This is a genomic window from Chloroflexus sp., from assembly GCF_056331925.1.
In genome coordinates this window covers 1-22144 of sequence record NZ_JBWGQH010000031.1, presented here as the reverse complement: position 1 = coordinate 22144, position 22144 = coordinate 1, and the positions used below count along the sequence as shown (strand labels likewise).

The window sequence follows — 22144 nt, the reverse complement described above, 5'->3', positions numbered from 1 at the left end:
TGCATGGTGCCACTTGCCGTGGAATATCCGGCCTGGGTCGGCTATATGCAACGGACAACTGCACTCCCACCACCGGTCATCCGTGATCCGACCCAACCACTGGTTAGCATTGTCGTACCATCGCCGAATCAGGGGCGGTTTATCGGCGAAACGCTGCGCAGCATCCTCGATCAGCGCTATCCTAACCTCGAAGTATGGGTAATCGACGGGGGACGCACTGACGAGACACTGGCAGTACTGCGCACCTTCGCCGACGACGAGCGCCTGCATATCGTGGTGGGTGAAGATAAAGGCCAGGCCGACGCGATCAATTGCGGCTGGGCGCGCGCACGTGGTGCGATTGTCGCGTGGCTCAATAGTGACGATACCTACTACCCAAATGCAGTAGCGACACAAGTTGCAGCGCTACACGCGCATCCACACGCAGTTGCCGCCTATGCCGGCGCAAGCTATACCGACGAACAGGGACGTGTTCTGCGGATGATTGCTGCCCGCCCCTACCATCCACTCGCGCTGTTACGTCTCCTCATCCCAATGCAACTAACGGTCTTTCTGCGTCGCGAAGCGGTGGGACGAGCCGGTCCACTCGACTGTCGGCTCCGTTACGCACTCGATACGGCATATTGGATGCAAATCGCACGGTACGGTCCATTCATCGCAACCGATACCATCCTTACGACCTATCGCTTACACACTACCTCAAAGACAGTTGCACAGTTTGCCGGTTTCTACCGCGAATGGTTACAGATCGCCGAGGAGAGCTTTGCTGCACTCCCACATCTACGTCCGGCACGGCGAGCCGTCCTTGCCAACATCTACGCCGCAATGGCCAATCTTGAAGCACGTAGGGGGCAACCACCGATGGCGCTGCGTTATGCGGGGTATGCCTTCACCTTAGCGGGTTGGCGACCACGGTTAGCAAAATTGCCACTAGCCTTAATTGATCGGCTGTTCGACAGCAACATTGCCGATCGGATCGGTAGTTGGTGGGGATGGCAAACCCGACGGTGAGGTTGCAGTTCATATAGGTGGTAAGTACAGGCCGAACTTCCAATCACCCACCATCGGCACGTTCGTCAATTGGAATTGGCGACCGAACAGAGAGGTCTTTTCGTCACGTAGGTGTTAGCTCGCGGCCAACGCCTTCTGTTCGAGCAACAGCGCAATCCGCTCGGCCAATTGGCGCAACCGCACCGGCTTGGCGAGATAATCGTCAGCCCCAGCGGCCAGACAACGCTCACGATCACCCGGCATTGCCAACGCCGTCAATACCAGAATCGGCAGGTTGCGCGTCATCGGATCGTTGCGCAAATGACGCATAACCTCTATCCCGTCCATTGTCCGCAAGCGTACATCGAGCAGCACAAGGCAAGGCATATCACCTTGGACATACGCCAACGCCTCTTCACCCGACTCGACATGAACCACGCGATAGCCACAATGTGTCAGGTATTGGGAAAAGAGGGCGGCGGTAGACAGATCGTCCTCAACCACCAGCAAAGGACGATCACCGGCCAACGGTGATGCAGGAGGCACATCGAAAGGCAGCTCTGCCTCTTTCTGTCGTTCCTCCGAAAACCACGCTAACAACCGTTGTTGCTCATCGGGTTCCCACGGCAACGCCACGTGGAAGCGGCTCCCGACCCCCACCTCACTCTCCAAACTCACACTCCCACCGTGTAAGCGGGCCAATTTCGCTACCAATACCAGACCAAGCCCACTCCCGGTTACTTCTTTTTGGCGTTCACTCTCAATCTGTTGAAACGGTTCAAACAAACGAGCTGCATCTTCAGCTGATATTCCTATCCCGGTATCCCACACGGTAAAGCGGACGGCCCCGCGTTCGGCATCACCGCGTACTTCTAACCCGACCTTCCCTCCAGCCGGCGTAAACTTGATGGCATTTGAGAGGAGGTTAATCAAAATTTGACGCAACCGGCGCGCGTCGGCCAACATAACCTGTACCGTGGGATCGAAATCGTAGACCAACTGGAGACCGGCGCGTTTTGCCATATCGGCAATCATAGGGCGCAGCGACTGACAAATATCATGCACAGACACCGGCGTCAGATCGAGTTCTAAGCGCCCGGCTTCAATCTTGGCAATGTCGAGATAGTCATTAATCAGTGCCAGTAAATGTTGACCACCCTGTTTAATCCCATTGATCGCATTCATCTGTTCCTCACTCAGCGGCCCGACCAATTGCGCGCGTAACACATCGACCAAGCCCAGAATCGCGGTCAGTGGTGTACGCACTTCGTGACTCATACTGGCGAGAAACTCATCTTTTAGTTTGGTCACACGCAACAAACCAGCATTAATCCGCGCAAGCTCCACATTCTGGCGCTGAATATGATCTTTCAGCAAATGCAACTCATTGCGGCGCTGCGTGAGCAATTGTTCCGTTATGCTGCGGTGCGTCGTATCGACAACGATTTGGATCAGCCCGACAATAGTACCATTATCATCGGTATGCGGTACCGTCAGCAAATCGAGATAACGTACCGAGCCATCAGGCAGCGAACGGTTGATCAACGGGAGGCTTAACCGGTCAAGCTGACCGTTAAGGATGTCAGCCAATGCCGATTCATTACCGAACAACTCCGGTATCACCTCGGTCAAAGACAAACCAATCGGTGAATCGTCACCGAGCACACTCAGCAAACCACCGACACGGTGTATCCGTAGATCGCGATCAACGATCAAATACGCACTACCGGTTTCCATTAACACCCGTTGTTCAACCGTTAACGTCATAGGGTATTGTACCTCAAATAAACATGGAGACGAAACGACGACGCACCATCAGGGTACTGGGAAGGGTGTCACGAGATTCGGTGGAATCGGTCGTACCAACCCAACCCAACGCGAAGGCACCCATCCGATCAACTGCACGGCTTGCTGATCCACCCGAACATCGACCCGCACCTGATACCAATCACCATACTGAGCCAACACAATAACCGGCGCATTCCGTGGCGCCACAATTAGGCTACGCTCACTAGCCTCATCAGGGAAACTATACAGATACACATTTCCCGTCATCACGCCATCGTAAGGGATTGGCGTAATCGTCGGCGTTGGAGTCACCGTCGGCGTCGCCGTCGGGGTGGCAGTCGGCGTCGCCGTCGGGGTGGCAGTCGGCGTCGCCGTCGGGGTGGCAGTCGGCGTCGCCGTCGGGGTGGCAGTCGGCGTGGCAGTTGGCGCAAACAAGGCGGCCATCCGCGCTTCAACACTCAGTACCCACCAGCCGCAGAAGAAAAACGGCGAAAGCACGATCAGCAGCAACAACACCCAAATTGCACGTTGCCAGAACGACGCAGATGGTTTGGTAGGAGCAAACTCTACCTTCGCCAACGGAATACGTTCCCGAATAACCGACTCGACTTCGGCAACTAACCGGTCATCATCACCGGCGAATTCCCGTAAGCGGTCGTAACGGCCCTCGTGAATGGCAACCAAAGTTTGCCTCAACGTTTCACGAAACCCGCTAGGTTCGACGCCGGTAATGACAGCGGCAAGATAGACTGCACTCCCACTCGCAATGACAATCTGGCGCGACTCATAGCTAATCGCACCGAGTTCATCACCTTCACCAAGGGCATCGTGGGCAAAGTCACGGATCGCCGTCAGCATACCACTGACCAGATCACGATCGACGATTGGAATACCGGGTGCGGCGACATGGCAAAGCAAAATACCCGAATCGCGTTGGATTAAAAACACCTCCTGCACCGAAAAGGGCAACTGCTTGCGCATGGCATATTCACCAGCCGAGACACCTTGCGCCCGTGCCTGCCAATAACCGGGATCGAGCCAGAGGAGTGGGCCAGTACGGATGCGCGCATCAATTTGCGCGGCCAAATCTCGAATGGCCTCGGTGACGGCCCGAGCGATCATGGCACCGATCACCGGATAGAGTGCATCGATAATATCATCGCGCGCTTGATACACCTGCTGGCGGATTGCTTCACCGATTGCCGGAGCCAACGCCCGCGCAATATCGTCTTTTGACGTATGGATCTGCTCGGCCAAAATATCGGCGATCACGGGGCTGATTTTATCAACCAGCGCCTCTGGCTTTAGCAGCACACGCCGCAGCTCTTCGATCTCCCGACTCGTCTGCGGATCGGTAGCCATAATCGCGTCTTAGTCATCCTTCGCCGAGGAAAGACCATCGAGCAAACCGGCAATTGGGCTCCCGGTCTCAAGCCGAGTTGCGATCTCGATCAGCATGCTGGCCAACGCTTTGCGATCGGTCTTCTGATTATCGAGGCGGTCAGCAATCCGGCGCAGCTCCGAGCGCAACACATCTTCGGCACTGCGGATCTCACGGCGCAGGGCCTGGGTACGTTGTTCGAGCAGATCGCGTGTCTCGGCCAAACCGGCGCGGCCCGACCGAATTTCGAGATCGTGATGGCCCTGGACCCGCCGCAACTCGCTCACCCCATCGCTCAATCCGTTCAAAGCTGCCTCATGCTGGCGAAGTTGGGCCGACACCTGTTGCAACAACGCCTCGCGTGCCCGTGCTCGTTCGACCTCACGACGCAATTCGTCGTTGATACGGCGCGTCTCGTTATCAAGAGTATCAAACCGACGCACCATTGCTTTCTCGACTTCTGCCAGACGGTCTTGCAATTGACGAACGTCATTGGTCAGATGCTCAATCTGACGGCGGATGTCACTGAAAGCACGAGCGTATTCCTCCATCTGCGGTCCGAAGATGATGTCGCGCAGACGATCAACTTCAGCCTGGCGGGGCTGGCGTGTTCCTGTACCCAGAATAATTTGCCGCACCCGTTCGAGTTCTTCAGCTTCATCCGGATTGTTGATACCATTGGCTTCGTTGATCATATACGCTCCCTTTGCCGTTTAATCCTGCGTCCGAGTATATGAAATGCCTCTTGGACCCCCTCACCGGTACGAGCACTCGTACAGAGCCAATCAGCCGACAGGACAGCCGCGACACTGCTAATCTCATCATCGCTCAGGCGACGTTGGTTAACCAAGTCGGCTTTGTTGGCTGCAATCACAAGCGGGGTAGCCGGACTGGCTTGATGGAAGGCGGTAGCGTAGGCATTCAGGGCCGGCAATGTCTCTGGGCGAGTCACATCGCAGACGAGCAAAGCGCCGGCGGCACCGCGATAGTAATTCTGCACGATCTGATTAAGTTCTTCACCACCGGCCGTATCCCAGATCAAGAGGCTGAACTCGGTCTGATCAACATGCATTGTGTGACGACTAATCTGAACACCAAGCGTACTGAGATACCGCTCGTCGAAGATACCTTCAACAAAGCGACGAACAAGACTAGTCTTACCGACGGAGAATTCGCCGATCAAGCAGATTTTGGCAACAAGTCGATTCACAGCACTCGCCAATAGAACAGCCCGTGCAGGCGTGCTATTATTACAAGTTGCTCACAGTATAACATAGTCTAGTACGTGCTTCGCACAGATCGTTTGCCCGAGATTCGCGAGCGATGAAAACTTTTTCAATTGCAACTGTTGATATACAGTTCACAGAGCCGAGACCGAAGGGTTGTCCGGTTTCCTCTCACAAAGTATTCATTCAAGAGCGTACAACATTTATTGAATTGTCATCAAAAAGAGAAGATTTTCCACTATACAGTATAGTATTATTACGCATAAGCAGGATTATCAAACGATACATAAACTGTTTATATCGTCCAAAATAACCTTTAGCATAGAATAACCGCAAAAAACATGCGTGCACGCACTTAAATAACAAATAATCGATCAACAACATCAATTATTTAAAAAATTCAGAGCGATTTCATCAAGACTCGCTAATACTGGTAGACGAACATGCCAATATTTAAAGACTATCCTACTGGTCGATAATAAGCTTACCAAGGAATAGCGCTAAACATCAAATGAGGATATACTCATCCGCAGTTATTCCACGCCGCCAAGGGTAAAGGGAAGCGCTTCACGTCCAACCCATGTACCCCTCATAAATCGTCACGCATTGCATAACAGGAGGATAGAGCATCAATGGGATAAAGCTATCAACGCGCACCACTACCAATGTGCCCTGACCCCAAAACCGCAACTGCGATCACCTCGACAGCTTGCCAACAGATTAGCCAAGTCGATCACAAACAGCACAATCACGGCATGGAGTAACAAAATGAGGAATACAATACCGATCACTAACCTAATAATCACAACCTCCTGCGCCAACATCAACTGTATCGAGACGGTTTATTGATAACGGTGAGGGGTAATACCATGCACCATACCGCGCGAATAGTGAGATAGCTCCCATCGTGGAAAAGGATATGCGTGATCAGCAAGCCGGCGAATCAGGCACGGACACAAAATCCAGTCCGCTTATCATATCCTCCACAAACTAACAATTCAACAAAGATATAGATCATCGCGTTAAGCAACCTGAATACACATTTGAAGACAATTTCAAACGTTTCTGTGATATTCTCTGGTCACGACAAACGTTCGAGCACCACCACCGTCTCAATGTGCGGTGTTTGCGGGAAGAGGTCGATCGGCTGCACATGAATGCAACGATACCCGGCAGCCACGAGCGGTGCCAGATCGCGTCCGATCAGGCCGGGGTGACACGAAATGTACACAATGCAGCGCGGTGCATGCTCAATGAGTGCGGTGAGCACGGCCGGATGACACCCACGCCGGGGCGGGTCGAGGATTACGGCATGGAAGGGGCCGGACAGGTTGCCGACAACCCGCTCTGCCACGCCGGCCACGAACCGCACGTTCGACACCTTGTTGAGGAACGCACTCTGCTCACCATCGGCTACCGCCGGCCGATGCGCTTCGACTGCAACGACATCCTCGTAACCTGCGGCAAGGGGTAGCGCAAAGCTACCCACACCGCTGTAGGCATCGAGTAAGCGACCGCTATGCGGGGCCAGCGCGGTCCGTACTACTTCGAGCATGCGCTCGGCTTGGGGATGGTTGACCTGAAAGAAGCTACTTAAGCTCAGACGAAAGACCATCCCGCCTAGCTCATCGAAGATCTCACCGGCCCCAACGAGCGGTTCATCGGCCAGTGTGACACCGGCTAATACCGGTGTGGTTGCCTTCCATGCCGCCGCCAACCGCGCTATTTCATGGCGATGCGCTGTCGCCGTTGGCAACAGGCGAGCCGCCGCGTAGCCGTATACGGCGCTGGCCCGCAATATCACTTCGGAGATCAGACCGGCAAACGGTAAGCGTCGTAGTCCGGCAAGAGCTTCCCGTAACGCCGGTAAGAGCAACGGATCATCCACCAGATCGATAACCGTCTTTGTACCGGTAGCGTGATAGCCGAGCGCTGCGTGATCAGCGTGTAAGCGAGCACTGTTACGGTAGCCCCACGGTTGTGGTGCCGCAATGACCGGTTGGACAGACACCTCAACTCCGGGCAGAAACTTGCGGATCTGCTCGACGACAATTTCTTCCTTTAATCGCACCTGCGCCGGATAAGCAATGTGTTGCCACAGAGCATGGTCGCCGGGAGTGATCAAGGGTGCTACCCGGTCCGGTGAAGGACGGATGATCTCGCTGACCGTTGCACGTAGAAACCGAGCATGACGTTCGTACACGAGTGCGCGTACCCGCTCTCCCGGTAATGCTCCGCGCACAAAGACCACCAGCTCACCCAGCCGGCCCACGCCGTCGCCGCCTTGCGCAATCCCGTCAATCGTAAGTTCAATTACATCATTTTCTATTAGTTTCATAATAAACTTTTACTCAGTATGCAATTAACATTTGTATTGAGTAAAGAACGCACAAATTTTTACAGTGTCTGCAAAGACCACTGATGCAAGAATTCTCGTACCAGCCATGCGGCTACACTCTCATACCACAAATACCCAACCAATCCGGTTGCGACCACCCGCCCTGCTCGCGAACGTATACACACCGTATCAAGGGCAATGCCTCTCAAAAAGGCCAACGCCGGCAGACTAAAATACCAATGTTTATTCCAGAGGCTAAACTGCCAATCAACGACAATTGCCCCTAGCAGTACTACGACATAACCGATCAGCACATACCCGTTCCAGGTTATTCCACGCCGCACGATACTAACCAATGCTAAAGGAAGCAACAATATCGGGATAACACGGGTATGGCCCCAGATCTGCTCCACCAACGAACCGATCAAAGGTGATGGTAATCGATCGTGACCAACCCGCTGACCGGTAGCCAACCGGTCAAGCACGGCGATGAGTACCGGAACCAGATAGCGGCCATAGTATACGGCCATTGCTATGAGCGTGCTGAATATGAGGGTGAGCAAGATCACCGTCCCGGTAATGTGCAGACGAATAACAAATTGCCAACAGGCTCGCAATGCCGATGACCAGTGGTACAAACACCACATGGGTAACGTATATGAGCAGAGCAACACTCAATGCCGATCCGATAAGACCAACTTCAACCCAAGACCACCTTTCACGATAGACGAACTCGTTCACTAAGGTCAAGGTGACAACAACCCACCATACGCCGATAATCGTCGGATAACTACCGTCGTGAAAGTAGAGATGGGTCACCGGCAGACTAACAAACAACGCCCCGGCCAAGAAACCGACCCGCGCGCTGTACCCAGAACGAACTGCCAGCCGATAGAGCAAGAATGGCGTTGTTGCATGTATCAGACTGACAATCCATTTCATTGCAGCGGTAAGTTCGTATGTCTCCGGGAAGATAAACGCTATCGGAACTAACAAGTAATAACTCAGGAGTGAATATGGAATAGTGGCGATCCCCCACTCGTACTGATTCGCCAACCGACTTTGGACCACATCGGCCATTCCCTGGGCAATCAAAAGGGAATGATTAGCCCGCGCCCGATGATCGATAAAGACCGGTACATTCATCCCAACTACATGCAATCCGAACCAAAGTGCAGCAAGTAGAGACAACCGCGCGAGCCATATTGATAATGATTTTCGTTGCCACCACAGGATAAACCGAAGAAAGAGAAAACCGCCGGTGATAAATAACGCAACACCTAATAACCACATCCACAACACGGCCATCTGGAAGCGGATATGCGCTGTACCGAATCCGATGAAGCCAAGGACAATGACCGGAATGACTAGCCGTTCGTGTGCAGACAAGCGTAAAAGCACTAGCCACAGGTAGAGCATACAACCGATGGCACTTAGCCACCCTAAAATGGTAACCGGTGCTAACCGTGCTTCACATTGCTGCACCTGTAGTTTGGTAACCGCCATACCAAATTTTTTTCCTGTGGCAAAGTCGGCAGAGGTAGAATTGAAAAGGATAACACATTCTCACCTTCACGAATGATCGACGACGGTATGTGGAGTATTAATCGATTCCAACCGGCTCGCAGCACGGTAGAAGTGTAACGCTCGCCATTCCACCGGATCTTTAAGGTTCTTGAATTGGTCCCACCACCGTGAATTTCAAGCACGAGCCGATGATCGGCCCGACTTAGCAGCGGAAAAGCAATCTCACTTTCGGTAGCAAACCAGCGAAATTCACCCTTTTCACCAATCTCAACTGAGCTAATCCCCGATGATAGCACATCAATGGGAAGATGAAAACTAAGACTATAATCTATCGGCCATGCGGCAAGGATAAATATCATGAAAGGAACGATGATTACACTAAACACAATTTGTAATATACCAAACAACAATTTCCTATACCGAACCAGTATGAAGTAAAACATACGAATAACTTCCCTTTGTCGCTTAGTTTCGTGAAACGATTGTATCGTTATGACCTCTGCTTGGCAACGTTCCTGATCTAGCGCTAAAACTGCGCTCCAGAAAAACGAACAGGTTAACTATCCGTTCCACCTTCTTCACTTGGTATATAATGAAATCACATTTTAGATGAGATGATTGCAGAGTCAAGGTGAGGTGACTATGGACGACCGCCCCCTCAGCCGTTTTCCGTACCCCAAACAGCTTAATGAATTACCACCAGACATCCGTGAACGTATCGAAAAGGTCGCCGAAAAGAGCGGTTTCATTCCCAACGTCTTTCTGGCGCTAGCCGCCCGCCCCGACGAGTTTCGTGCCTTCTTTGCCTACCACGATGCGCTGATGGAACGACCCTCGAACCTCTCCAAAGCCGAAAAGGAAATGATTGTCGTAGCGACTTCGGCAGCTAATGATTGCCTCTACTGCGTGATTGCGCACGGTGCGATCCTGCGCATCCGCAGCAAGAACCCCCGTCTCGCCGAACAGATCGCCACCAACTACCGTCGTGCCGAGATCACTCCACGCCAGCGGGTAATGCTCGATTACGCATTGAAAGTCGCCGTCGATTCAGCACGGATCGGTGAAGAAGATTGGCAACCCCTCTACCAGCACGGATTCACTCAAGAGGATATTTGGGAGATCGGCGCGATTGCCGCCTTTTTCGCGATGAGTAATCGGCTCGCGAATATGAGCGCATTACGTCCAAACGACGAATTCTATGCAATGGGACGCCACTTCGATTAAAAGGGAAATCCAATGACATCTAGCCTACATCGCACGCTTACGCTGGCCTTTGCCATCGTCTTGGTAGGTCTCAACACCGGCTGCGTCCCTGTTCCCAATTCAGCGCAACCCACAACCATCGCGCCAACCACGACAGGACTTCCGTCCCGACCACCCACTACAACCCCAGTGCCAACCGCGATGACCGGCCTCGCGAATCCGGCCGCGGTCTATTGTAGTGAGCAGAGTGGTTATCTTGAGATTCGGACTACTGGTGATGGTGGGCAAATCGGGGTTTGCCTTTTTGCCGATAACAGCCTCTGCGAAGAATGGGCATTCTACCGTGGTGAATGTCGCCCCGGTGAGCAGTATGATTCGACGACGATACGACCTGACCCTACCGGCATCCCCGCACCGATCGGCGAGCTACTGGCACTCTTCCGAGCGAACCTACCGGCAAATGCTTTCAACGACCTGGCTGCTCAACCGGTACAAACCACCGACGGCAGTCAACTCTGGATCGTCTACAGTACCGGTATGCGCAATTTCGACCTTAACCCGCTTGTACCGCATACGCTAGCACTCTACACCTATACCAATGATCGCTGGCAAGAACGGGAACGAACTACGCTGAGCACAGAGTCATTCAGCGATGGACCAGATTTTGTGGGGAGTGTACAACAAGTACCGATCGCCCCTGGACGCATCTGGTTGCAGATTGAAGGTGGGATCGGTGCACACGGTGGCAGTTATCATCTACTGAGTTTCGACGGTACTGAGTTACGAACCGAAGTGGCCGCCTTCTCGCCCTACCCCGGTTTTGGTCATACCGAGGATCTCGACGGCGATGGGATCCGTGAGGTTGTCCTTAATCGTTCCGAACCGTACATCTTCTGTTATGCATGCGGTGTCTACTACCCGGCGTATCAGGTCTACCGATGGCAAGATGAACGTATGGTCGCATTACAGATTAGTGACCTGACAGATGGGCAAACCGAACCATTCGCCGATCTCAACCGGCAAGCAATCACCTCAGCGCAAGCCGATCTATGGGCCGATGCCTTAGCGGCAATCAATGCAGCCGTTGCACAAGCCGGTACCGCCGATCCGACCACGCAAGCCGGTACACTGCGGTGGAATCAGCGTTTGATCCAGATGACGCATACAGCGCACATGAACGCAATCGCTGAGAGTGCTTACCCTCTGCTCAACAAGGTGTTCGCCGGTGATTACGACGGCGCTGTAGCCGAGATGCGTGCGTACTCGCCGCAAGCGATCTTCAATGCCGAGTCGCCACTGATCGTCGGTACCGTCGCCGAAGGATGGGTCGAGACATTAAGTGAATATGTGCGCACTGAAGCTGAAAAAGCTGCCGGTGTCGCACCCGAACGGGCCGCGATTTACGTTATCTGGGCCTGGGGACGTTTTCTCGCCGATCCAACCGACCCGGCCATCGACACCGATCTGGAGCGTGCCGCCCAGTTGCAACCCGGCGACCCATTCTTCACCGATGTCGCAGCGTGGTGGGCATCACGGTAAAAAACCAGACCCATACGCTCTCGCGGATACGTGAGGACGCACGATGTAGTGCGTCCTCCCACTTAGCACATAACAACACGTGGCACAAGTGCGCTACCAAGGCATCGCTGTGCCACCACTGACCGAATTAATTATTCTTCTTACCACCAAACAGGCCACCGAGCATCTCTTTAGCAGCATCGATCTGCTCGGCTAGCGAACTCACATCGCCCTTCAATACCTGATCTACTTGCCCGGCAATCGGTTCCGGCAACTTCTCTTTCAAAAATCCGATCACTACATCAATCGCCTGCTGAGCCTGTTCCGCGCTGACTCCCGTCTTCTCCCGAATCAAATCGACCAACGTTTTACCTGTGCTCATCGTTTTCACCTCTTCACAATTATCGCAGCCTATCTACGATACGTGTAGTATAGCATTAGCGAACACGTTATAGCAGAACTAACGGGCGGTACGAAAAAACGTTACCATGTCCAGCAAACCATACAGACTGGCACTAGTAAAGGTGATATGCGTACCGGCAGTCTGTTGAAGCACAACTTCCTCCCAGTGCAACAATTCGGCTTGCGCTTCATCGGCAAGCACCGGATCGGCGAAGTAGCCAAGTGTTATATGTGGCATATACGGCTCGTAGGCGGCAATCCCAAAACGACGGTGAAACGTAGCATTCCACGAACGACGTAGTTCGACCAATATCGCAAAGGCGTTGTGCATCTCAGCGGTAGGGGATAATAAGGCGACCAGTGCCGACCGATGTACAATCGCCAACTGACTAACGGTAAACCCAACCCGCCAACCTTTACGTCGGATGAGCGGTGAGCTGGCCACGGTACCGCTGATAAAATGGCCGTGGAGCAGCGCACCGGGTACATCGATCAGCAGATCATTAAGTCGTGGCCGGATGTGGGGTAGGGCCTGAGCAACATTACCATCGCTTGGTCCATCCCATAGGGTAACGTGATAGGTAGACGGTGGCAGCGCACAGAACAGATACCGACGCAAGAGGAGATCGGTGTCGAGCACACACATCGCCTTACGCAAACCACGGTAAAGCGTATATTCGGGAATGGCATCGAGTGCGCAATCGAGCCGTAACCATGGCCCATCTCGACGGAGGCCGATATTGTCGAAGAGAATAGTGAGACCACGAAAAGTAGCCCAGCGTGGGGTGAAGCCGGCTATTTTGGGGTTGGCGATGGTTAACATAGCGACCGGCTATCCTGGTACCAGATAGCGGTACACCGACACAAGAGGGTTTTGCTCATGCACCCTGCATATGCCGATGTACCTGCTACGTTTCCCGTGCGATCAACCTTCACGTGCCTTGAGATCTTCAAGGATTGGCTTTGCTCCTTCGGTCAACTCATTATTCACCTCGGCGAAGACTGCACTCGGCGCTTCACCGTTGACGATAATTCGCTCGAGTCCCTTACCGATAATTTGGTCACCGTTGCGCACAAACACACGTGCCGAGTCTTGCGCACGAGTCTTAGGCAACTGATCAACCGCCGTCTTAAAGTTGGGGTTTTGGTTGAAGAACTCGATCATCTCCGGCATCTGCTTGGTGCTAATCCGCACCGGCATATACCCTGTGCTTCGCGACCACACACCGGCGCTGGTAGGGTTGGTCGCAAACGCGATATACTTCATGGCCGCCAGTTGCTTCTCGGCAGGAGCACGGCTGACAATCGCCAAACCGGCGCCACCGGTCGGGCAACCGAAGTTAGTCTCTTTCGGCAAGAAGCCGACGCCCACCGGGAAGGTAGCGTTAGCCTGAATCCCGGCTAATGAACCGGTTGAGGCCATCATCGAAGCAATCGCGCCACCGATGAAATCTTGATTAAGGTTGGGCGATAAAATCGCCCACTTATTTTGGACTACCGTATCCTGATAGAACTGGGCTGCCCGCAACGTATTCGGATCGGTCATCGTCATGGTGAAGTCAGGTTGCGAGTACTGACCGCCAAACTGCCACACCACTCCCTGGAAGAGCCACGCAATGTAGCTTGCGCCGTTAGGGTGACCAAACGCCGCCCGACTGCCATCACTCTTCACCAACTTTGGGGCCCACTCGCTAAACTCGGCCCACGTCTCTGGGGCACGATCGGGCAGCCCTGCTTCAGCCCAAATGTCTTTGTTGTAGTAGAAGAGCGGTGTGCTGCGTGCAAATGGGATCCAGTAATGGACACCTTTGCGCACACCTTCATTGAGCAACACCGGTTCGTAGTCACTGAAATCGAGATTCACCTGTTTGGCGAGGTCATCGAGCGCCGTGATCGCACCGGCCAGGTAAAAACCAAACCACCAGACATCCGAGAGTAGGATGACATCGGGCGTGGTATTAGCTTGCAAGGCAGCGGTGAACTTCTGCGCCGTCTCTTCATAGCTACCTTGAAACTGATATTCAACCTCGACCTCATTCTGCGAATCGTTAAACGCCTTGACCATCGCCTGCTCAGCTTCGCCCAGATTCCCACTGAACGAACCCCAGTAGGTAATCTTGACCTTCGAGCCGGGCTGGCTGACCACGGCCGGTGCTTGAGTGGTCTGCGTTCCCGTCTGCCCGCCTTGCGTACCACACGCCGCCAATACCGCCGCACCGCTCCCTGCCGCCACAAGGCGCAACAATTCGCGCCGGGTGAATGTACGTTTCATGTTCATGATCATTCCCCTGTACAGTTATACACCAAGGCATCTATTGCATACGGCTACCTTGCCATCATGCACAAGTAAGAAGGACTAACCTTTCACCGCACCGGCGGTCATCCCCTCGACAATGGCACGCTGCGCCAACAAGAACCCGATCAACACCGGCACGATGAGAAAGAGCGAACCGGCCATTACTACGCCCCAATTGGCTAAACCCTCACTGTTACGCAGCCAGAAAACACCTATCGGCAACGTGCGCATATCGGTGGTATTGGTGACGATCAACGGCCAGAGAAAATCGTTCCACTTACTGACCACCGACAACAACGCCATCGTCACAATTGCCGGCTGTGCGATTGGCACAACAATACTAGCCAGAACGCGGAAGTGACCGGCTCCATCAACCTTCGCTGCTTCGAGAATCTCGTGTGGCACGGCCAAAAACGCCTGCCGAAGCAAGAAGGTCCCGTAGGCAATGGCTGCACCCGGCACGATCATGCCTTGATAGGTATTGATCCAGCCAAGACGAGCTACGGTCAGATAATTCGGCACAATAGTGATTTCGACCGGTATCATCAATGCCGCCAACAACAAGAGAAAGACCAAATCTTTACGGGGGAAGTGCAGATATGCCAAAGCGTAAGCCGAGAAGATAGCTAAAATCACCTCGGCTGCTGCTCCGAAAAAGGTCGTAATAAAGCTATTGAGATAGTAGCGAGCAAATGGCGCCGCCTGCCACGCTGCCGGAAAATTGGTCAGCGTCGGATTAGCCGGCCACCATGTCACCGGCAACGAATAAATCTCACGGCTCGTTTTAAATGCGGCCATTACCGTCCAGTAGACCGGTAGACCGATCGTAACCACAGCTATAACAAGCGCGCCATATCCGGCGATACGCCACAACAGCAGCGAAAGTGGTTGCGATCGTCGTCGCGCAGTCATCAGTGTAATCACACGTTCAAGATCATTTGTCACTGCCATACCTAACCTACACCTACACCCGCGTAAATTCGTGGCTCCGGCCATCATCCATACGTCACTTGCCGCTCGAGATACCTAATTTGCACGATAGTCAGCGCAAGCATAATGAAGAACAACACCACAGCGACCACACCTGCCTTCCCAGCGTCATACGAGACAAAACCCAGCTCGTAGAGGTGGAAAATCAGGGTAGTCGTTGCATCGGCGGGACCACCGTTGGTCAGCACGCGAATAATGTCAAAGGCTTGAAAGCAGGCGAGAATACTCGTGACCGATAGAAAGAAGGCCACCGGCGAAAGGCCAGGAAGCGTAACGTGCCAAAACCGTTCCCACGCACCGGCGCCATCGACGCGAGCGGCATCGTACAACTCACGGGGAATATTTTGCAAACCGGCGAGATAAATCACCACTGCATAACCGATATTCTTCCACACATACACGATAATGACCGCCGGCATAGCCCAGAAGGGATCGGCCAACCAGTTGGGTGAATCTAGACCGATCAAAGCCAACAACTGGTCGATGAGGCCGTAGCGTGGATCGAAGATATAGCTCCACACAACCGCCACCACTGCCCCTGAAATCACTACCGGCGAGAAAACAATCGCTCGGGCGGTGTTGCGGAAACGGAGCGGTTGGTTGAGCAACAAGGCCAACAACAACCCCAAGATCAATGTTAAACCGACCGACCACACGGTAAACGTGGCCGTTTGCCAGATGATGTTCCAAAAGCGAGGATCACCAAATGCCGTAATGTAGTTTTGTAGACCTACGAACGTCATTGTCGGGCGCAAAAAATCCCAGCGCACCAGACTAAGGTAGACGTTGTATATCAGCGGCCAATACGTAAAGACGGCAAAAAGTAGGAGATTCGGGCCGATAAAGAGTGTAAAAAGCAACCACTCGCGATGTTCACGTCGTAATGTGTTCGGATGGCGCTCTTGACGGGACTTTTGCAGGGCCATTGTTGCACGATCCTTAGTCTTTACATGTAACTGAGCTATCCTATTCGAACAAGATTAATCAATCATCATTGAAGTATTAAGTAAAAATGAATTTTTCACTAAACAACTGTTAAAGCACCAATACTCAGCGATAACCGGTATGGATGTGCAACGAGGATCGGGCACCAAACGTATCTTTTCACAGAGGTTAGCAGTTCACGTTTGGAGAGCGCTGATAATCAGGACGTGCTACCATAGAAGTAGGCACCGCAGTAGTCAGAGAGAAACTGGCATGCTCCGTCTATCCCGCTTGATTGCCGGCACCTATCTCATCGCGACCCTTGTTCTCGTTGCGATTACCGTCATAAGTGGGGCGGTAGGTTGGGCGCCACTTCCATTACCAACCGTCGCCCCACCGATTCAGCTCGATATTGCGATCAGTTCGGAAAAAGAGGCCTGGCTACGCAGCGCGCTCGAACGATTTGCCAGCACCAACCCAACCGTCAACGGTCGTGCCATTAAAGTACGTATACGCGTCGCCGGATCACGTGATCTGATCACGGCGATTGAACGCGAAGGCTATCAGCCAACCGTCGTTAGCCCGGCCAGTACCCTCCAACTGGCCGAATTGCAGCAGTGGCAAGCCGATTGGTTACCCGAACCGGCCCAACCATTGGCGTTCTCGCCAGTAGTAGCTCTCATACGTACCGAGGGCATCGATAATCCGTGGCAATTGTGGCAGCGTGAACTCCCTGACCAGATCAACTCGCTTAAGATCGGTATCTCGTCACCGGTGTTAAGCAATGGAGGTCTGCAAACGCTGATTACGCTCGCTGCTCAGTATCACCAGACTACCGAACTAACCATCGCCAAAGCTCAGGACAGCGGATTCCGCGATTGGCTAAAACGCTTGAGCCGACAAGTCGTCAACTGGCCGGACAGCACCGGGGCACTCACCACCGATTTTGTCATCCGGCCTGGCGTGTACGACATCATTACCACCTACGAAAATCTCGCGTTGCAAGCATTTCGACAGGGTGAAGGGCGTGGCCTACAATCGCTACGGATTGCGTACCCCGCGAATCCGATTATCAGTGACCATCCGTTTGTTATTCTGAATGCGCCATGGGTGGGAAACGCTGAACGCGAAGCTGCAATACGTCTACGCACATTTCTGCTCAGTCCAACTGAACAGACTATTGCCATGCGTGAGTATGGCTTTCGTCCGGTCAATCCGCAAGTAAGGATCGACCTCGACGATTCATCATCCTTGTTCGGACGATACCGCGACAACGGCGTCCAACTCGATTTTCCATCACAACTCGCGCTACCAACAACCGACGTCGTCGCGGCACTGATTAATACATGGCGCACAGCGACAGAACGACAACAGTAATTTCATGAAGAGGAACTCCTATGCTCGCACGACCGCTGAAACTGCTTATTCTGCTGACCCTACTGACCATCCTGCTCGGCGGCTGTGGTAATCTTGACGGATTACTAGATGGAAGTGACGCTAATGCTATCACGATTACCATCGCGTACAGCCCGGAAAAGGACAAATGGCTGACCGAGCAGATTTCCCGTTTCAACGAACAGCGGATCATCGTCAACGACCGCCGAGTGCGCGTCGAAGGGATCAACAAGTCTTCGGGCGCAGCCCGCACCGAGATCAAGAACGGGACACTTCAAGTAACAGTGTGGAGTCCATCGGCCAGCACGTGGTTGGAAGTGCTGAAGCAAGAGACCGGTAATCAGAATGTAGCCGTTTCCAACAAGCCGCTCGTGCTCACCCCGGTCGTAATTGCGATGTGGAAGCCCATGGCCGAGGCGATGGGCTGGCCGAACAAACCAATTGGCTGGAAGGACATTCTCGACCTCACCAACGACCCGCAGGGCTGGGGCCGCTTCGGCCATCCAGAATGGGGCCGCTTCTCATGGGGCCATACCGATCCCGAAATAAGTACAACTGCCCTGAGTACACTCATTGCCGAATTCTACGCTGCAACCGGCAAACGAGAGGGATTAACCATCGCCGATGTCCAAAGCGAGGAGGCAACCCGCTTCATCCGTGACTTAGGGCGCAGTATTAAGCACTACGGCTACAATACGTTGATCTTCAGCGAAAACATGAAGAAGTTTGGCATGAGCTACATCTCAGCCTTCCCAATGGAAGAGATCACGCTCATCGACTTTAACAAGTTCAATCCACCACAGACACCGCTGGTCGCCATCTATCCGGCGGAAGGTACCTTCTGGCACGACAACCCCTTCATCATTATGGCAAGTGCCAATTCTGACGAACGTGATGCTGCCGAGCGGTTCTACGAATTTCTGCTCAGTGAAGAGAGCCAGCGGGCCGCAATGTCGTTTGGCTTTCGCCCGGCCAACCCCGACGTGCCATTGACCGATCCGATCAGCCCGGCGTTCGGTGTCGATCCGCAAGGTGTGCAGACCGTCTTGGCCGTGCCGACGGCAGAGGTGATCGTCGCAATCAAGAACTCGTGGTCACTCAACCGCAAGCGGGCCGACATCGTGCTAATAGTTGATACTTCTGGTTCGATGGAAGGAGATAAGCTCACTATGGTCAAGGCCGGGATCGAAACCTTTCTGATGCGGATTTTGCCTGAAGATCGCCTCGGTCTGATCACCTTTGACTCAACTGCCCGATTAGTGGTACCGATGGCACCACTCAGCGACAACCGGATCGCCTTACAAGATGCTGTGCAAGCGATGCGTGCCAGCGGGCGTACTGCGTTGTTCGATGCACTGATACTCGGGAAGCAGGTTCTTGATCAGTTACCAACTGCAGACGATGATCGCATTCGCGCGATTGTGTTGCTCTCGGATGGCGCTGACAATGCAAGCCAGAAATCACTCGATGACATCCGCACGTTATTCGATGAGAGCGGGATCAGCATCTTCCCGGTGGCTTATGGTAGCGACGCCGACCGACAGGTGCTTGATGCGATTGCCGAATTTTCGCGCACGATTGTCGTGGTCGGCGATACCGGTGATATTGCCCAAATTTTTGAAAACCTGAGCCGATATTTCTAATCAGCCCACGCCACCGACGATGTTGGACGGTAAGCGGCAGTCTCACCATCGCACATGTGTGCAACACGGGTGATGTGAGACTGTCTCGGCATCGAAAGAACAACGTGATATAATTGCAAAAGCAATTCCTGTATTATCGGTAAAATCGTATGACAATCCTGTGCACTGCTGCTCTTCAACCACTAAACCTGCTCGTACTGGTCGCAGCCTTGTTTGGTGGCTTAACGCTGACGATTTGGTGGCTACCGCTCGGTCTGGCGGTATACGTAGTAGCAACGTGGCTGGCGATGCGCGACCCCATGCTGACTGCACCACCGCCGATACCACGGCCACGGATCACCAGTCCGCGCCTGCGCGCGGCTATTAGCGAGATCGAGCGGTCGCAACGTGAGGTAGAGCGGGCCGCCGCTACCGCCCAAAGTGCTCTGGCCGGACTGCTCAGCACGATTGTAAATCAAACTCGTGATCTGCTTACCGACGCTTACGTAATGGCCGATAAAGGTCAGATTATCGAGAAATATTTGGCAGCGAATGATGTACAACGAATCGATCAACAGATAACTCAGCTCGATTGGCAGATCAGCGCTACCATCGACACCTTTACCCGCCAACAACTCGAAGAGCGACGCCAAGCCTTACTGTCCCAGAAACAGCACATCAACGATCTACAAACTTACTTCAACCGGATTCTGGCCCAACTCGCCAACATCGACGCCAGTCTTGATACGACGCTGGCCGAGATCATTCGGCTCCGTACAGCCGACGCAGTCGCCATCTCTTCGGCCAGCGGTGCAGTGCAAACGCGACTCGCCGACTTACGCCGAGATATGGAAGTCTTCCGTAAGGTGCTTGACACCGCTGTCACCGGTATCTAAGCAGATAATTCATCAGCTTTCAATGTTGTACCCGCGATGTACACGCTACAATATTAAGAACGAACATTCGTCCACCTACGTATAGCAAGGATACCCATCATGGTTGCGCGCAACATCGTTCCCGCCCGCACCGCCGTCGCAACACCTGATGAAAGTCTCGTCGCTGATCTTTTGCCACCAATGCTCGTTTTGTTGGCGACGTTGGCCGGTGCAGCACTCGGTATTCTGTTGCTGAACCGCTGGGACGGTAATGGCTGGGCATATGCGATCATTCTGTTGCTCATCTTGGCAACTGCAACCAGTGACCGGCTACGGCGACATGGTCAACTGCAGCGGGCTAGCATCACGATTGTCACAGCAACGACCCTCTTACCGATACTGAGTTGCGCGGCCTTCGGCTTCACCGACAACAACTTCGTCTATCTATCGGTACTGGGGGTATTTGCTGCCGGGATTATGGTCTCGTCGCGCGCACCCTATCAAGCGACGCAAGCGGCTATTCTGCTCTACATCATCTTGCTCCTGGCTGCCGATATCATCGGCCAACCACGCCCAACATGGTTTTCCGCGATCGGTGAGATTCTCTTTCTCGTGATCCTGTTGCTCAGCGCTGCAACGCTGAGTTGGGCCGCAGCGTATGTGGTACGTGGCACCATTAGTTGGGCAATTGATACTGCGCAAAAATCTGAACGGCGCGAGCAGTTACTGCGCGAGACGCAGGCCACGCTTGAGCGCGCTTTGCTCGAACGGGATTTGCTCAACGAGCAACTGTACCGCACCACGCTTGAGCTGGAAGAGGCACGCGCCGCTGCTGAAGCAGCCTACCGCTCAAAATCGAACTTTATGGCGACGATGTCGCATGAACTGCGGACACCACTCAATATTATCATCGGCTTCAGCACGGCAATGATCGAACACCCTGAAATGTACGGTGATGTCAAAATTGACGAGCAAATCTTGCAAGATATTGCCGAAATCCGACGCAGTGGTCAGCACTTGTTAGGTTTGATCAACGATATTCTCGATCTGGCGAAGATAGAAGCCGGCAAACTTGAGCTTAATCGCACGAATCTCGCCTTGCCACCGTTACTTGACGAAACCATCCGCACGGCGCAAGCGTTAATCGGCGACCGTCCGATCCAGTTGCGGCGTGAGTATCATAACTCATTGCCAACCGTCTTCGCCGATGAGGTGCGCATCCGGCAGGTGCTCCTCAATCTGGTCTCGAATGCGTGCAAGTTTACCCACATGGGAGAGATTGCCGTTGGAGCACGCGCCGAGACCGACCAAGTGGTACTCTGGGTGCGCGATACCGGGATCGGGATCGCACCGGCCGATCAAGAACGGATCTTCCAGCAATTCGAGCAGGTAGAAAATGCCGATACTCGCCATCACGCTGGTACCGGTCTGGGCCTCTCGATCTGCCGCTGGTTGGTCGAGTTGCATGGTGGGCGGATGTGGCTCGAGAGTGAAGTGGGCAAAGGGAGCATCTTCTTCTTCTCACTACCATGCATTCGATCTAGTCCTCATGGCTCACGCATAACTTCAGACGAGTCAAGATGAATAGCAATTCGGTCATAGCGCACACAACACCCTCGGTCATAGCGAGCGCAACACCCTCGGTCATAGCGCACACAACACCCTTGGT

Annotated in this window: 20 protein-coding genes; 7 read left to right on the top strand and 13 right to left on the bottom strand. The window is 53.5% G+C overall.

Annotated elements, in window-relative coordinates; translation table 11 throughout:
- The first annotated feature begins 3 nt into the window (after positions 1–3).
- A complete protein-coding gene (locus AC01ZF_RS14945) occupies positions 4–1011 on the top strand; it encodes a glycosyltransferase family 2 protein (protein WP_428112676.1) in 1008 nt (335 codons plus the stop codon).
- 114 nt (positions 1012–1125) lie between these two features.
- Here the strand turns inward: AC01ZF_RS14945 and AC01ZF_RS14940 are convergent, their stop codons facing one another.
- The 8 genes from AC01ZF_RS14940 to AC01ZF_RS14905 all read right to left on the bottom strand — a co-directional run bounded on the left by AC01ZF_RS14940 (position 1126) and on the right by AC01ZF_RS14905 (position 9229).
- Positions 1126–2757: an ATP-binding response regulator gene (locus AC01ZF_RS14940; RefSeq protein WP_476575468.1), complete on the bottom strand. Its 1632-nt coding sequence runs from the start codon at positions 2755–2757 to the stop codon at positions 1126–1128.
- Between the two features lie 48 nt (positions 2758–2805).
- On the bottom strand, positions 2806–4140 hold the full coding sequence (locus tag AC01ZF_RS14935; protein WP_476575467.1) for an SH3 domain-containing protein: 1335 nt from the start codon (positions 4138–4140) through the stop codon (positions 2806–2808).
- Between the two features lie 9 nt (positions 4141–4149).
- Positions 4150–4854, bottom strand: coding sequence for a hypothetical protein (locus tag AC01ZF_RS14930; RefSeq protein ID WP_424676768.1), 705 nt, complete (start codon positions 4852–4854; stop codon positions 4150–4152).
- Positions 4851–5369 carry a Rab family GTPase gene (locus AC01ZF_RS14925; RefSeq protein ID WP_424676767.1) on the bottom strand — a complete coding sequence of 173 codons (519 nt, stop codon included), beginning with the start codon at positions 5367–5369 and terminating at the stop codon, positions 4851–4853. Before AC01ZF_RS14925 ends, AC01ZF_RS14930 begins: the two co-directional genes overlap by 4 nt.
- Before the next feature lie 675 nt (positions 5370–6044).
- Complete coding sequence (locus AC01ZF_RS14920; RefSeq protein ID WP_424676766.1) at positions 6045–6191, bottom strand: hypothetical protein; 147 nt, start codon at positions 6189–6191, stop codon at positions 6045–6047.
- A gap of 275 nt (positions 6192–6466) precedes the next feature.
- Positions 6467–7723, bottom strand: a complete 1257-nt coding sequence (locus tag AC01ZF_RS14915) for a class I SAM-dependent RNA methyltransferase (protein WP_428113637.1) — start codon at positions 7721–7723, stop codon at positions 6467–6469.
- A 59-nt stretch (positions 7724–7782) separates the two neighbouring features.
- Positions 7783–8253 carry a hypothetical protein gene (locus AC01ZF_RS14910; RefSeq protein ID WP_476575466.1) on the bottom strand — a complete coding sequence of 157 codons (471 nt, stop codon included), beginning with the start codon at positions 8251–8253 and terminating at the stop codon, positions 7783–7785.
- Complete coding sequence (locus AC01ZF_RS14905; protein ID WP_424676763.1) at positions 8201–9229, bottom strand: hypothetical protein; 1029 nt, start codon at positions 9227–9229, stop codon at positions 8201–8203. Before AC01ZF_RS14905 ends, AC01ZF_RS14910 begins: the two co-directional genes overlap by 53 nt.
- 663 nt (positions 9230–9892) lie before the next feature.
- Here AC01ZF_RS14905 and AC01ZF_RS14900 point away from each other — a divergent pair.
- Positions 9893–10474, top strand: coding sequence for a peroxidase-related enzyme (locus tag AC01ZF_RS14900; protein WP_424676762.1), 582 nt, complete (start codon positions 9893–9895; stop codon positions 10472–10474).
- Positions 10475–10486: 12 nt separating this feature from the next.
- Positions 10487–11992 carry a putative hemolysin gene (locus tag AC01ZF_RS14895; protein ID WP_424676761.1) on the top strand — a complete coding sequence of 502 codons (1506 nt, stop codon included), beginning with the start codon at positions 10487–10489 and terminating at the stop codon, positions 11990–11992.
- 127 nt (positions 11993–12119) lie between these two features.
- Here the strand turns inward: AC01ZF_RS14895 and AC01ZF_RS14890 are convergent, their stop codons facing one another.
- The 5 genes from AC01ZF_RS14890 to AC01ZF_RS14870 form a co-directional block, all read right to left on the bottom strand.
- A complete protein-coding gene (locus tag AC01ZF_RS14890) occupies positions 12120–12353 on the bottom strand; it encodes a DUF2267 domain-containing protein (RefSeq protein ID WP_424676760.1) in 234 nt (77 codons plus the stop codon).
- 78 nt (positions 12354–12431) lie between these two features.
- The gene (locus tag AC01ZF_RS14885; RefSeq protein WP_424676759.1) at positions 12432–13196 is read right to left on the bottom strand and encodes a hypothetical protein; all 765 of its coding nucleotides are present in this window, start codon (positions 13194–13196) and stop codon (positions 12432–12434) included.
- A 102-nt stretch (positions 13197–13298) separates the two neighbouring features.
- Positions 13299–14645 (bottom strand): ABC transporter substrate-binding protein, encoded by a 1347-nt coding sequence (locus AC01ZF_RS14880; protein ID WP_476575465.1) that lies wholly within the window; start codon positions 14643–14645, stop codon positions 13299–13301.
- 84 nt (positions 14646–14729) lie between these two features.
- Positions 14730–15620, bottom strand: coding sequence for a carbohydrate ABC transporter permease (locus AC01ZF_RS14875; RefSeq protein ID WP_424676757.1), 891 nt, complete (start codon positions 15618–15620; stop codon positions 14730–14732).
- 44 nt (positions 15621–15664) lie between these two features.
- Positions 15665–16585 (bottom strand): carbohydrate ABC transporter permease, encoded by a 921-nt coding sequence (locus AC01ZF_RS14870; RefSeq protein WP_424676756.1) that lies wholly within the window; start codon positions 16583–16585, stop codon positions 15665–15667.
- 271 nt (positions 16586–16856) lie between these two features.
- On the opposite strand from AC01ZF_RS14870, the gene AC01ZF_RS14865 reads away from it, so the two are divergent.
- The 4 genes from AC01ZF_RS14865 (at position 16857) to AC01ZF_RS14850 (ending at position 22059) form a co-directional block, all read left to right on the top strand.
- The gene (locus AC01ZF_RS14865; RefSeq protein WP_424676755.1) at positions 16857–17960 is read left to right on the top strand and encodes a substrate-binding domain-containing protein; all 1104 of its coding nucleotides are present in this window, start codon (positions 16857–16859) and stop codon (positions 17958–17960) included.
- 20 nt (positions 17961–17980) lie between these two features.
- On the top strand, positions 17981–19621 hold the full coding sequence (locus AC01ZF_RS14860; RefSeq protein ID WP_476575464.1) for an extracellular solute-binding protein: 1641 nt from the start codon (positions 17981–17983) through the stop codon (positions 19619–19621).
- Between the two features lie 149 nt (positions 19622–19770).
- Positions 19771–20496, top strand: coding sequence for a hypothetical protein (locus AC01ZF_RS14855; protein ID WP_424676753.1), 726 nt, complete (start codon positions 19771–19773; stop codon positions 20494–20496).
- Between the two features lie 99 nt (positions 20497–20595).
- Complete coding sequence (locus AC01ZF_RS14850; protein WP_476575463.1) at positions 20596–22059, top strand: sensor histidine kinase; 1464 nt, start codon at positions 20596–20598, stop codon at positions 22057–22059.
- The last annotated feature ends 85 nt before the right edge of the window (positions 22060–22144 follow it).